The sequence below is a fragment of the Njordella calcicola genome, from assembly GCF_056494125.1.
In genome coordinates this window covers 462,943-477,007 of the sequence record NZ_CM151396.1, presented here as the reverse complement: position 1 = coordinate 477,007, position 14,065 = coordinate 462,943, and the positions used below count along the sequence as shown (strand labels likewise).

At 52.0% G+C, this 14,065-nt stretch carries 11 protein-coding genes; 3 read left to right on the top strand and 8 right to left on the bottom strand.

What is annotated here, in order from left to right; genetic code table 11:
* Positions 1-161: 161 nt before the first annotated feature.
* The 3 genes from SH302x_RS01750 to SH302x_RS01740 all read right to left on the bottom strand — a co-directional run bounded on the left by SH302x_RS01750 (position 162) and on the right by SH302x_RS01740 (position 5,690).
* The gene (locus SH302x_RS01750) at positions 162-860 is read right to left on the bottom strand and encodes a 3-keto-disaccharide hydrolase (RefSeq protein WP_479366848.1); all 699 of its coding nucleotides are present in this window, start codon (positions 858-860) and stop codon (positions 162-164) included.
* Positions 861-973: 113 nt separating this feature from the next.
* Complete coding sequence (locus SH302x_RS01745; protein WP_479366846.1) at positions 974-2,050, bottom strand: radical SAM protein; 1,077 nt, start codon at positions 2,048-2,050, stop codon at positions 974-976.
* A gap of 13 nt (positions 2,051-2,063) precedes the next feature.
* Positions 2,064-5,690, bottom strand: coding sequence for an ABC transporter permease (locus SH302x_RS01740; protein WP_479366845.1), 3,627 nt, complete (start codon positions 5,688-5,690; stop codon positions 2,064-2,066).
* A gap of 99 nt (positions 5,691-5,789) precedes the next feature.
* On the opposite strand from SH302x_RS01740, the gene SH302x_RS01735 reads away from it, so the two are divergent.
* Positions 5,790-6,110 (top strand): hypothetical protein, encoded by a 321-nt coding sequence (locus SH302x_RS01735; RefSeq protein WP_479366843.1) that lies wholly within the window; start codon positions 5,790-5,792, stop codon positions 6,108-6,110.
* Between the two features lie 40 nt (positions 6,111-6,150).
* Here SH302x_RS01735 and SH302x_RS01730 read toward each other — a convergent pair whose 3' ends face one another.
* Genes SH302x_RS01730 through SH302x_RS01720 form a run of 3 tightly spaced genes read right to left on the bottom strand, consistent with a single transcriptional unit; the run spans position 6,151 to position 10,273 of the window.
* A complete protein-coding gene (locus tag SH302x_RS01730) occupies positions 6,151-7,110 on the bottom strand; it encodes a CNNM domain-containing protein (protein WP_479366842.1) in 960 nt (319 codons plus the stop codon).
* 22 nt (positions 7,111-7,132) lie between these two features.
* Positions 7,133-8,437, bottom strand: coding sequence for a CNNM domain-containing protein (locus SH302x_RS01725; RefSeq protein WP_479366841.1), 1,305 nt, complete (start codon positions 8,435-8,437; stop codon positions 7,133-7,135).
* A gap of 3 nt (positions 8,438-8,440) precedes the next feature.
* Positions 8,441-10,273, bottom strand: a complete 1,833-nt coding sequence (locus tag SH302x_RS01720) for an ABC transporter permease subunit (protein WP_479366840.1) — start codon at positions 10,271-10,273, stop codon at positions 8,441-8,443.
* Positions 10,274-10,582: 309 nt separating this feature from the next.
* On the opposite strand from SH302x_RS01720, the gene SH302x_RS01715 reads away from it, so the two are divergent.
* Positions 10,583-10,774 (top strand): Flp family type IVb pilin, encoded by a 192-nt coding sequence (locus SH302x_RS01715; protein ID WP_479366839.1) that lies wholly within the window; start codon positions 10,583-10,585, stop codon positions 10,772-10,774.
* A gap of 24 nt (positions 10,775-10,798) precedes the next feature.
* Here SH302x_RS01715 and SH302x_RS01710 read toward each other — a convergent pair whose 3' ends face one another.
* Together SH302x_RS01710 and galE are read right to left on the bottom strand one after the other, a co-directional pair.
* Positions 10,799-12,031, bottom strand: coding sequence for a 1-acyl-sn-glycerol-3-phosphate acyltransferase (locus SH302x_RS01710; RefSeq protein ID WP_479366838.1), 1,233 nt, complete (start codon positions 12,029-12,031; stop codon positions 10,799-10,801).
* Positions 12,012-13,013: a UDP-glucose 4-epimerase GalE gene (gene galE / locus SH302x_RS01705; protein ID WP_479366837.1), complete on the bottom strand. Its 1,002-nt coding sequence runs from the start codon at positions 13,011-13,013 to the stop codon at positions 12,012-12,014. Before galE ends, SH302x_RS01710 begins: the two co-directional genes overlap by 20 nt.
* A gap of 90 nt (positions 13,014-13,103) precedes the next feature.
* Between galE and xerD the strand changes: the two genes are divergently transcribed.
* Positions 13,104-14,060, top strand: a complete 957-nt coding sequence (gene xerD / locus SH302x_RS01700) for a site-specific tyrosine recombinase XerD (RefSeq protein WP_479366836.1) — start codon at positions 13,104-13,106, stop codon at positions 14,058-14,060.
* Positions 14,061-14,065: the final 5 nt, after the last annotated feature.

Sequence of the window (14,065 nt, the reverse complement as noted above, 5' to 3'; positions counted from 1 at the left end):
CTCAATGGCAATAAGAATAGGGAATTACAGCACATCTGAACAGAGACAATCCAATCAAGTTGCGGCTGAACTGCGGCCTGTAACTTGACTTGATTCGCTCGCGATTGCCTGCGACAGCAACCGCCGCGTGCCATAATCCCCCGACCAAAACCTCAAGAAGACTACTTATGCTCGACCAAAACAAAGTTTCGGAACTGCACGACCATCGGCGGACCTTTGTGCAATTGCAAGGCTAAAACACCGGACGATTTCGCCTGCTCGCTCAAATCGATGACTTCGCTCATCAACACGCCATTGATAAAGTGACGAAGATGGCCGTCCAGTGCGACGATGCGATAAGTATTCCATTCTTCGCTGCGGACGTTCTCTTGCAGCTTCTCAGCATCTCCGCAAATGCCAATGACCTCCGGCTTGCCGCCTTGGATCATCGCAATTTGACCTCGATCGGCCAGAATGCCGCGTCCTTGCTCTTCATAGTTAATGCCCGAGTACCGTGGTTGCGAATCGATGTCGGCTTGATAACCGCCAACGACAAACAATTCTTTGTCTTTCACTTGACTGCGATACTGAACGCCCGAGTTCCCGCGCTCGATACGATACTCAAACGTGAGATCGAAGTTAGCGACTTCATGTTCGCTGATCAGAAACGTGTTCTGCTGGATTGGAGCCTCCTCCTTGGTGCGACCAGTAATAGCCCCATCTTCCACGGACCACAAGTCGCTGCGTCCTTGCCATCCGGAAAGATCCTTGCCATTGAACAAGCCCTTGCCTTCCTCTGCACTGACTACGGTCAAGCTAACGAGTCCTGCGGCTAAGCCGACCAGCCACATCGACATTGTCGAAATTGTAGTTTTACCCATGAAGTCACCCTGTTGTTGAATTCTAGAAAATGCCCAACGCTCCAGTGTACCAAAAGGCCCCCACTACTGCAGCACCCTGCCCCAATTCCGAAATCACTCAGGCGATTTCCAACTTACCGATTGGCGACTAACTGACCACAAGCGGCCGCGATATTCTGCCCACCGGAATATCGAATGGTGGTAAAGAAACCTTCACGACGAAGTCGCTGCGCAATGTCCCATACCCGCTCGCTGCGACGGAGCGATCCCAATGCCGCTTCCCCAGGATCTGCAATGGTGTTGTAAGGAATCAAGTTGATCTCGATTGTCAAACCACGACAAAAGTCGATCAACTGATCAATATCGCTATCGCGGTCGGTGACGCCTTGAAGCATAACGACTTCCAACCACAAAGTACGATTGGGAAACTCGTGATTCAGTTGTACAATCGCCTCTCGAATCTGTGACAAACTGCCCACTCCTCGCGGCACAATCCGTCGCCTCACCTCAGGGTCGCAAGTGTGCAGGCTGATCGCAATTCGAAGCGTTGGAAACGCCCTGGCGCATTCCAGCATTTTACCAACCACCCCTGCCGTCGAAACACAGACGTGCGCCGGTGAAAAGTAGAAGCCATCATCCCGAAGCATAAAAGAAATCGCCGACTGCACATTGGACCAGTTATGCAGCGGCTCTCCCATACCCATGAATACGACGTTTCGCAAAGTATAGTTGCGCCGGTAAGCTTCTTCCCGCACAACTAACAATTGCTCCAAGATCTCGGCGGCCGAAAGATTCCTGACCATCCCAAGTGTCCCTGTCGCACAAAACGAGCACTTCACTCCACAGCCAACTTGACTGGAAATACAAGCTGTCGCTCGCCGCGAACGAGACGAGGGCAAGAAGACTGCTTCAATCGCATGCCCATCTTCGGTCTTCAGCAACCATTTGGTCGTGCCATCAATGGGATCATCCATCTGCGCAAGTTTGCTCAACACCCGCTGGGGCGCATCTGCCTGCAACTGGCCAACAAGCGCCGGATAATCCCTCTGCCACAATCGACACAAATCTGCCCAGTGGAGCTCTACCGGTTGCCCCTGCTGCAAGACCTTCCAACGTAGCTTCGACAGGTCCCGGCGCAAGGGCTTGTGCCGCAGCAAATCCCACATCGAAAATCTGCTTGGCAATGCAACATCGTTTGGCAACGCGTCCATAGTTCCCTTCATCTTACTGAGACCTCAACGCATCAAGCACCGGAACAGCGATAGCGCGACGCACAGCCAATAGTCCCGAAAGCGTGCCGACGATGATCACCACCATCAACATGATCACTGGCATCGCAATTCCACCGGTTGCCTGTCGACTCATTGCCGCAAAAGCGACCGCCAGCAAAGCAGCTCCCATCCCAATCGTGGCACCGCTAAGCAGCAGCACCAGATGCTCAGCCAGTAAGATGCGCGAGATTCGACTGGAACTAAACCCCATTGCACGCAACAACCCAAACTCGCTTCGACGTTCCACCACGGAACGGATTTGAATTACCGCTAGCCCCAAAGTTCCCAAGATCAAACCCAAGGTTCCTAAGGACTGAAACGCTGACAAATAAGTATTCTGAACTGCTAACAGTTGAGACAAAACGTTCTTGCTTTCCACAACGTCAATCCCTTCATTGGCCCAGCCACGTTCGATTAACGCGCTGACGTCTGCGGCTTGCTGCTCCGAAGCTTGAATCAAGAAGAACCGGTTGCCGACAATTTCAGGAAAAGCCGCTTTGAAATTGGATTCGCCGATGATTAAATAGCCTTGCAAAATGGTGTTCTGCAACAAACCGATCGTCTGAAAATAGATCGTGTTCCCATCATACTCATACGCAAAGACTTCGCCGACAGACGACTTTAAGTGCAGCCCCCACATGGCCGTATTCTGATCGACCACGACTGGTATCGGCGAGTCTAAGGTTCCAGCCGCTGATGCTTCCAACATGGTCCAGATCGATTGCGTGCTGCCCAACTTCGTTTGGCCAGCCCAAGCAAAACGCGAACCGCCATTGGCGGCCGCATCCGGTGCAAAATCAATCGCCGCAATCGCAGCGTTCACTCCCAAGACTTGAGGTTGATTGGCCTGATACAAGTTGCTGCAGCCTGCATCATCGCCCCCCCGCAAACGCATCGACACGATCTTCACTTCCGACAACAAATCCGCCTCCGCTTGCCCCACCGCATTGCGACGCACCAAAGGATCATTCAAGTCGCGTATGATCGGCAAATCACTGCGTGCCATCAGAGTAAACTCGCCGGTCCCTCGGGCATCAGGCTCCACATGAAATAGACTGACCGATAGAAGCAGAAACGAAGCGACCGCGATCAGGCTGACGGCCAAAATGCTGCGCAAGCGATTGCGACGAAGCGAACTGACCGTCAAACTGGGCAACGATAACGCATGCGCATGCTCAACGTCCGTCGCCCTGTTGCTTCGATGACTGCTGACGACGAACCCATCGTAAAAGGCCATCAACAATCCGATCAAAGCGCAGAAGCCTGCTCCCAAAAATGCACCCGCTTTGGCTGGCCCCTGCAACTGATACGCCACAACTGGCAACGCGACCATGGCCACCACACAAGCCATGATCACCGAACGTCGTATCCAACTGCCTGTTCCACGCGTCATCGTTTCGCTAGACAAATTACCTCGCAACAAATGGACAATCGATCGCTTGGAGAGATACAACAGCGAAATCCAAATCGTCGCGATCGCTGATATTCCTCCTACCATCGCGCCAATGATCAAGGTACGAAGCGTCCAATGAAACTCTAAAAAGGGAACACCAATGGCCCCCACCCACTGGCCTTGTAACAGCGCTAAAACCGCTCTGCAAAAAACAAACCCGATGGGAATCCCTAGCGTTACCCCCAACACAATTACCGGGAACGCTTCCACTAAAATCAATCGCCGTACCTGAATGGGAGACCAACCGCTGGCTTTTAAGATCCCCCAATGATTGGCTCGCGTTTCGACGCACAGTCGCACTAGCAAAAAGATCAACATCAACGAGGCGAGAATGACGAAAAAGCTTAGCGCTAGGAACAAACCATCAAATGGAGTGGAACCACTAGACGCTTTCAATTGCTGTGCCCGAAGTGGTAAAACTTGCCAGCCTAACTCCGGTGCAACCTTTTGTAATGCCGCCGCTAGCCGTGCCTCCAATTCAGTTTGATCAGGGAAGTCTGCAGCCGAGATCCGCACACTGCTGATTTGCCCAAACCGTGAACCAAATAAAGCTTGCGCCCTATCCAACGTAATCAGCAACTTGGGTGTCAGGCGGTAATCGTTCCAATAATCATCGTCATCCTGATTGACGCTCCGCGTTAAAGGAAAGGGTGTCTCCCACTGCGAGATCGATTCTTGGTCGGTAATGCCCGCAACTGACGGCGTCATGGCCGGATCGTTGAAAACCGTCGGCGGCTGGTCAAACTCCGCTGGCCGGTTGCGCCGAAAACTACGAGACGGTGCTGTAATAGGAACTATCCCAGCCACTTTAAATTCGGCAGAACGTTCGACCTCTTTACCGTCTTCATTCTCACTTTGGAAGTATTCGATCTGGAGCGTATCGCCGACTTCCAATTTGCCATAATCGGCTAGCCATGAGTTGATCAAGCATTCGTCAGCCTGTAATCCGCTGGCATCCAGCGCATTGGTATTCCACTGCCACAACGCACGATTCGGGCCCACCGCCTTGGGTTCCAAGCCAACGATCGTGCTATAGGGAATGACAGGACTGTCAGGCTTGGATGCCGATTGAATGCCATTCGCCAAGTAAGCAAAAAGAGGCAACGCGCTGGCCGTGCCCAAATCCTTCATCACCGCTTGTTGGGCCGCTGCTTGAATGATCAGGCGGTCGCTGCTGAGTTGATAGTAGTCAAAGACGACGTCCTGTTGAGTCGCTGGGGTTACGGTTGGAGCATCGGTGCTGGAAGGCACAACCGCTCGATGACGATCCAAGTGAAACCCTAGATCCTTTAGCGTAAACTGCGACTGCGCTAAAATTTTCGCCGCCACCGCGTGGGCTTCTTCAAAGTCCAGCTTTTCCGCAGGCTCAGCCAGCGACCGCGAGATGACAGCGGCATTGAATTGATCCGGCCGCGACAGCGCCCTTTGAATCGTGCTCGCCGCCACAAAGGCATTGAGCGATGATCGTTGGTTACTTTGCAGATCCAATCTCGCTAAACTTTTGCTGGGCAAGATCGCGACCAACTGCAGATTGGCAATTGCGATCGATTCGCTATCGCGTTTGCCCAGCGGGTTATCCGCGGGTACTGCAGCCGGAGCGGGAACTTGCAACACTAACGTATCGCCGATCTGGACATTGAGTTCCATCGCGACCGCTTCATTCAAGATGACTTGGTCAATCTCCAGCGGGGGAGCTGAGAGGTCATCGCCCAACGTCCAGAAACTGTCGGAAATCCCAAGCGTCAACACGCCGCTGGTTCGACGCACTTGCCCTTGGCTGCGAAACTCCAAACTCGTATTGGCAAACAAGATTACCGGAATAGCGTCCGATAAAGAGTCATCAATATCGGCTGGATTTAAGCGCTCGATCGCTTCGCGGTCAAAAAAAGTGGGCGCTAGCAATAGTTGTTCGATTCGGCCAATGCGATCTAACGCCAAAAATCGCAGGGACCCTCGCAAGCTATCTCCAACCAGCAAGGCACCGACAATGGTGGCCGTGGCTGCGGCAATCCCCAAAGCAATAGGCAGCAATAATCTGGGGTAATGGCGCAAGGAAGCCAAAGCAATTTGCGTACGTGACAATATTGCGGATGACTGCATGTTCGCTTCCTGAGAGTTTTTGGTCATAACTGGCCTTGCTCCGCTTGCGCTCAAATCGTATTCCATTTATGAAACTCTGGGCGTCGGCGACGTTGACTGCCAATGCTTAAACGGATCGTGTAAACCATGAAAAAGTATATCGCAACATTATTCCTTGTCATATCGTCCGGTTTGTTTGCACCTTCGGTCGCTCACGCAGAGGGTTGGGACTGGAATCCAATGAAACTGCTTACACCGCCGACATGGATCACTAAACCTGTAACCTCGACGACCAACACGGTAACCAAAACAACTAAATCCACTTGGAAATCCATCTCGCAGGGAACAGCGACCGCTTGGAACAAAACTGCCGCTTTCCTCGATCCGTTTCCCGAACCGAAACCAGCCCCTGCTGAACGACCACGCACGACTAGCGAGTTCTTCTCGCAAAAGCGTCTAGACCAATGACCGACTGATTACCAGCCAATCAGATCGACTTTTTCTGCAACTAATCTTGTTGCAGCATTTGCCCCAACAGTCGTTGTTGCAACAAAACGCCCATCACGTTGCCGTTGCTGTCGATGACACGCCCCAACTCGCAACGATTGCTCAGCATCTGGCTAAGTGCAACAGCTTGGCTGGTTTCCGGGGAAAGCGTCAGCAAAGCTCGCAGCTTGGGCAACTGCTTCTTCGCGACAATGATATCTGAAATTCGAAAGTAACCAACCAAACGATCGTGCTTGGGATGTTTCACTGCGAGGATTGGAAACGTACTCCTGGCGGCTGCATGGTGCAGTTCCGCGAGCGTGACGTCCGATGGCACAATCTTCAGTGCTCGAGCTGGCATACAATACTGCCTGATGGAAGTTCCTCCGTACGCTAAAATATTTTGCGCAACATCCCGTTGCACCGTATTAAGCAACCCAATCTCGCGGCTTTCCTGCAACATCCGCTTTAACTCTCGACGTGCCAGTGCAGGCAATACTTTAAACGGCGTTTCTCCAGAAAATCGCTGCACCAAAACGCTCAACGAGTACAACAAGAAAGAGATGGGTGACAAAAGCAGCGTGACAATCAGCAACGGATAGCCGCTCAGCATCAATAGTCGGAACGGCGCGTTGTAGAAGAGCGACTTTGGCAGCAACTCGCCATAGATGAATAGCAGCGGCGTGGCCAACAGCGTCAGTAACAATTCCAGCGAAGTGTTCGGATCGCCAAGCAACACGGATGCGATCCCAACCAAGCCAGCCGATGCGATGTAGTTAGCGATGTTGTTTCCGATCAGCACAGTCGATACAAAAGCGGCCGGATGATTGGTCAACCACAGCAGGAACCTTGCGATCGTAGAACCTTCCATTCCATCCAGGACCAGGCGAACGCGTGGCACCCGATATAGACCAGTCTCTGTCCCGCTAAAGAAAGCGCTCGCAGACAAACCGATCAGAAAGAATACAATTGCAACGTACATAGTGAACAGCCAAAGCCTCCGATCAGGACAGGTTGCTTCCCTCTTGCGGTTCAAGTTGAGTCATTCGCAACAGGACTTCCCCACGACGCGGAACTCGAACAACTTCGATTTCAAATCCCCCCCACTGTACGATATCGCCAGCCTGCGGCAACCTTTGCAGTTCGTTTTGCAAGACACCCGCCACCGTCACCTGACGACCTCGAGGCAACTTTCGGCTCAATGCTCGCTCGATGCGACGCAAACTAGTTGAGCCAGTCACCTCCCATTGAAGCTTGCCTGTCTGATCAAATGCGGGCCGAGAGAAGGCTTGAACATCGCTAATTTCGGTTGAGAAAATCGACTCAATCAAATCCTCATACGTCGCTACTCCGATCGATTCACCGAACTCGTTAACCACCAACGCAACGTACTTGCCTGATTTTTGCATCGCCGTAAAGACATCGCCCAGCGACTGGCACCATGGCACAATCAAAACTGGCTGTACGTTTTCGCGCCAATCAAGCTCCGGCGTGTACGGCAGATCCGCCAACCGAATCGCAGCGGCGACCTCCTGCGATTCGTTGCTGACCAAGATGTAGTCAGGGCTCTCGTCGGTTGACTCCCCTAATCTTTCATTGATCTCGTGCCCGAGCTGATCGTTTAGCTCAACACAGAAGAATGAGGACCGCGGTTTCATCCATTCTTCGATACGCACGACCGAAAGTTGGACTGTATTTTGGAGCATGTCTTTTTCATGCTTGATCAAAGACGCGTCACTTCCGCTTAACTCAATAGCTCGCTCAAGGTCGGTAACATCTAGATACTGCTCCGGTGTCATACCAGGCCAAATAATTCGTCGCGATAAATCGCTGGCCCATTGAAAGATCGGCGTGATGGGATTTGCAATGGCGACTGCCCACGAGAGCGGGATCGCAACCGCTCGCGCGACTCGCATTGGTGCCGCCACACCTAAACTTTTGGGAATCAGCTCACCGCTTAAAATGATCACACCCAAGCTCAACAGCGGAATCGCAAATGTCCAACTCGACTGCGCCTGAGCCGCCAGATTGGCCAAGATCGTCGCAATGGAAAAATAGACTACGTTGATCGTCAAGTTGAAAAAGAGAATGGTCGACAGTAAACGGTCCGCTTTGCCCAGCAAATGAGAGATCGTGCGATCCACAAGCTTCTTTTTGGTTGCTGCCGTCTGTTGATTCCAGTTCAGCGAGAAAAGCGCAGCTTCACTCGCAGAGAAAAATGCAGATCCTGCCAAGAGAAACACCATCGCGGTTACTAAACCAATGACGTGATAAGCCATCAATTGCGATGCCGACGTAACCGAGTCCAACGATTAACCCTCCGCATCTTCGGCTGTCGGCGTACGCCCTAATGCAAAATCAAATTCGGTAATCGCCGGGATAATCATCGCCAAAGTAGTAAAGCCATAGACGGACACAATCACACTAAAGACGGTTAGTTCTTGATTCCGGAGTATAAAGCTTGTCAACGAAAAGAACGTCAAAAAAGGCAACAGAAAAGCGCTAATTGTTATCGCTGGCGACGGATTCCGCGATCCCAACGCATAGTACAAGCCGAGCCCTCCTCCCACAATGATCGCCAGAAAGGGTGCCAACTGGCGGCTAAAAGACCCTTGGAACGAGATCATAATCAACATGCAAGTCACCACCCCCAGGAATAAGAAAAAGACGGTGCCCAGGCTGGTCGCAATCGCAGTGCGCGATCGGAAGTATATGATGCCGCAATGTATGCCTAGCATGGCAACGAAGAAATCAAGCACGATCAAACCACCGACCGTGAAGACTAAATTCTCCGAGCTCACCCCCCCTAAACTCCAAAGATAAATGCATAATGCTATGGGAGCTAGGATCATTTCTTTGCAGACATACATCACACCAAACAACTTGCCAAACAGAAAAGCTGGCGGTGTTATCTCCGTCACCAACAATAGATCAAGCGCTTGACTATCGCGTTCGTTGGCAATCGAGTTGACTGCCAGGGCGTTGATGATGACCAAAGAAATGACGCCAAAGGGAGCTAGCAGTTTTGCCGCAACAGGAATCAATTCTTCATTGAGCTGATTGCGGGCCTGAAATACGCCGGTGGCAGCAAGACGATACAATGCCAACGCGACCACACTGGCTAATAATAAGTAAGCCATACGAATGATCAGCACCTTGCGACCGTAAGCCCACGTTCGCACTTCCCGCCAGAGGACTGGATTATTCCAAACGCGGCGAGCTTCGCGACTCTTCCACGCTTTCACTTGCTTACCCGCAGATGGGTTGCTGGATTCTTCTGTACCACCAGACGCTGCTGTCGTTAGTCTTGCCGTTTGATCCGACTCGCTTTCTTCTTCCATGCGGGGCCGTGCTTCACGCGATGGATTCCAAACTCGCAACATGACAATTGAGATCACCAGTTGACTAACCCCAAATGCAAACATCCACAAACCGCTCAGAAAGCCGACACTGGTTGTTGAATCAAACAGCGTGGCTGTCGGCATCGGTTGGCTGAGCAACCAAACTGCGCGAAACGGATTCAGGATCACCGCCCAATCGGGGGGAAGACCAGGCACAGCACCCGCTCCGATCGCTTCACACAATGCAATCCACAATACGATCGTCAAGATCGTGATCGCAATCGCTTGAAAGGTCTTCTCGCGCCAGAAAGCCACCGTCGCCCCCAGTGAAGTCGCTGCAAAAATCGTGGCCAGCGTGATCCAAGCGGTCAACAAAACTTGGCTGGTGGAAACACCGCCCAGCAAAGTCAACATGGCTAGCACCGGCAATCCAGCTAAAAACAGATTGAGCGCGATCAAAAAACCGCCGCCGGCTTTCCCCAACACCAATTCGTTGTTGCGCAGCGAAGTCATCAGCAACAGTAGCAGCGTTTTGCGGTCTTTCTCATGCGCTACCGAAATCGCACCAGCCAAAGCCGCTACACAGGTAAGCACAACCAACTGCAAAGGAGCCAGGATCTGAAATACTAACGAACCAAATCGCGCAAAATCGCCTAATTCTCGAATCGGCTGAATGCCAGCCATCAATAGCCAAGCGGTACATAGCAGCACAAACAATGACAAGCAAAAGACCACTCGCCCAGCGTAATGCTTCCCTCGCCGCGGCAGGATAGTTAGTTCACGTTCAAAAATAGGGCCGAGCATGAAGGTGGATGTGTTCTGTTTGATTCCTAGGAGGCGGCTTGGATAAGACGGCCAGGACATTATGGACTGAAGCCTCGCATCTTGCGACTGCCCAATCGAAAATTGTAGTAATTGCGATGACTTTACCGCTTAATTCACCCTTACCGGTTACCACGGACACGCGGACAAACAGCTTGGAAATTCATCAAAGTCGTCAAAGAAAGCGACCTCCTGTATGCCGATACATGAACTAGAGTTTCTATCAGGAACTGGGCGATTCCAAACGCTTCACTGATCCGTTCTTGTCACTATTTATCCACAGGACGTAAGATGTTGACTCGTCTTGCAAATAACTTTACCAGACTGCTACGCGACGAAGCAGGCCCGACCGCCGTCGAATATGCCGTCCTATTGTCTTTGATTGTGGTTGTCTGCGTCGGAGCCGTAAAGCACATGTCGAACGCCACTGCTGGCTCTTTCGACGCTTCGGCTGCTGCCATCGATTCAGCATTTAACGAGTAATCGAATCACGTCGACGCACAAACGTCAACCATCTTGCTCATTGAACACGCGAGACTCGCTCGATAGCACTTGCAGCATTGCCTGCAATTGCGTGCTCAATTCAACCATCACGTCCGAACCGCGATCTCCGCGCACTTTTTCTGGCGGTACTTCAATTGCTTCCCCTATCTGAATGATCGCCTTCAAGGGCCTCACTCGAATTGATCGATCTGTTAAGTCTTCGTGCAGTCGTTCGGCTGTTTCCAACAAACGTGACTCGGTGGTCGGTGAGCTAAGATAATCATGCGGATAAGAGGAGATCTGCTGTGCAAGATAAATCTTGCTCAACTGATGCCAGATTGCCAGTCGTTCTTGCTCGGTCACATCGGGCTTTAACAATTCCGGCAGAATGCGACTACGAATCGCTTTGATCCTCGGAATGATGGCGCCGGTCCCCGTTCGCCCCAACCATTGCAATTCACTATCTTCCAGCAGTCGATTGACCAATCGCTGCTGACGCTCCACCCAACTTCCGGTCTGAGCGACGCCGAAGTGCTCTATCTCTTTCAGACATAGCAAGCCATGCATAGCACGTTCTGTCCTCGCCAGCAGCGAGGTCGCGTTGGATGCCTTCAACTCCCATGTGAGTCGCTTCTCCACATCTCGCAGCACCCCGTCGACCATCGACGAAACAGGTGCTTTCGGAACGTACTTAATCGCAATCGGATGCACGACGACTTTAGCTCCTGCCTCAATCTTCGCTCGACGTTTCGCGGCTGATCGTGCAATCAACGCAACACCATCCAGCAACTCCTGCAATCGATCGTTGGTGCGAAAGACAGCTCCTTCCGGAAAAATGACCAACGGACGCTTGGCTTCCACCAATACGTCAATCGCCGTATCCAGCGATTGCCGGTCGGTTCCTTCGCGATAAATACTGAAGGCGCCGACCGCTCGCATCGCTAGACTCTGCAGGCGACTATGATGAAAGAGGTGCCAACTGGCCATTAAGAATGGATAGGTGTTCAACCGCCGCGCAATAAAGCCCATGACCAATGGGTCCGCGTAACGCGAATGGTTTGGAGCCAGCAATATTCCGTGGCCGCTGCGAATCGAGGCACTCAGATTCTCCAAGCCTCGCAATTCGTGATCTTCCACGCCCTCGTACTTGTTTAAGTACCAGTCGATGATGCGAAACTTCTGCGCGATGTAGGGCAACCAAGTCCCCCGCCAAGGCGGAATGAACTTGTACGGCTGTTCAATGATGACTGGTTGCATAGTCCCCGTAACCACGTGGATGATTTTTGTGCCAGTTCCAAGCGGTCTTCACAATCGAGTCAATATTGTCGTAGCGTGGCTTCCATTGCAACAGCGACTGCGCATAACTGGAATCCGCCACAAGAGCCGGTGGATCGCCTTCGCGACGGGCTGCATCGACAGTAGGAATTGGATGCCCAGTGATTTTGCGACAAGCTTCAATCACCTCTTGCACGCTGGTCCCTTTGCCAGTTCCAAGATTCATTTTTAAAACTTGGCTTGGTTCCAGTTTCTTCAGGGCTGCCAGATGCGCTGTCGCTAAATCGCTGACATGAATATAGTCGCGAATACAGGTACCATCGGGCGTCGGATAATCACGGCCAAACACCGAAACATGCTGGCGTTGCCCGAGTGCGACCTGCAACACAATCGGAATCAAATGCGACTCGGGATCATGGTCTTCCCCAATTGAACCATCGTCAATCGCTCCGGCTGCATTAAAGTAGCGTAGGCAAGCCGCGCCAAAGCCATATGCGATCGAGTAGTCTTCTAAAGCTTTTTCGATCACTAATTTCGTAAAACCATAGGGATTGATCGGTTGCTGCAACGTGTCTTCTTTGATTGGCATTTTGGCCACATCACCATACGTCGCAGTAGTACTCGAGAAAACGAATCGCCAAACGCCGGTCGCTCGCATCGCTTCCATCAGTTCCAACGTCGCGACGACGTTGTTCTGGTAGTACATCGCCGGATGATTCACCGACTCATTGACCAGTGCAAACGCTGCAAAATGCATGACCGCATCAATCTCTTTATCCCGCATAACCTGCATTAACTTGGCACGATCCGTCAGATTTCCTTCGATTAATCGACCTTCTGGGACCGACGCCGCGTGGCCGCGGGAAAGATTGTCATAGACCCAAACCTCTTCGCCATTTTCTATTAAATGCCGCACCGTATGGGATCCAACATAACCGGCACCTCCGACCACCAAAATATTCATTGACTCGCTTTACCTAACAACCAAGTTCGAATTTTCAGCCTCAACGGCTACCAATTTACATTACCTTACTCTAAGCACAACAAGACGCAGATGGCGGCAAGCAAACTTAAAAGACTTCGGCAGACCGATACCAAAGTGTATCAAGCTCCGCAGCCATCGCTGACCGCTTGGCTCAGCGGCTACGAAAACTATCTGCGCAGCGAATGCCATCTGGCCGACAATACAATCGCCGCCTACGGCCGCGATTTGGAACACTTTGCGACTTGGCTGGCAGGTCGCAACCCCGCGGAACTAGACATTAGCGGCCTAATGGACTTCCTGTCCTATTTAAAGTCGCTGGAGTTGGCTTCCGCCAGTATCGCCCGACACGTGGTGGCTGTGCGGATGTTCTACAAGTACCTGCAACTAGAATCGATTTTGGTCGATAATCCAGCCGAGTTGTTGACGTTGCCCAAAATGTGGCAACGCGTCCCTCGCGTACTAACGACCGCAGAAGTCGACCGATTCCTAAAGTCGCCTTCACGATACGACCCTCTGTTCTTGCGAGACCGTGCCCTGTTGGAATTGATGTACGCCACCGGTTGCCGTGTGTCGGAAGTCAGCGACATGCTCATCGCAAACCTGCATCTGAAGGATGGTTACTGCATGGCCGAAGGGAAAGGCCGCAAGCAACGGATGATCCCGCTGGGGCGTAGTGCGATCGAAGCCATCCAAGAGTACATGGAAATCTTGCGGCCAAAACTTGCGAGAGGTCGCGACTATGCCGTCCTACCTTGGCTGATTCTATCTCGCAGCGGACGACGACTGCGACGCGAAGCCATTTGGGAACTGATCAAACGACATGCTTTGCGAGCCGACATCAGCATCGAGATCTCGCCGCACACGATGCGTCATTCATTCGCGACGCATCTGCTAAAGAATGGAGCAGACCTGCGGATCATTCAAGAAATGCTGGGACATGCGAGTATCCAAACTACGCAAATCTATACCCAAGTCGACAACTCGCGGTTAAAGAAAGTCCACAAGTTGTATCATCCTAGAGCGTAGACCAA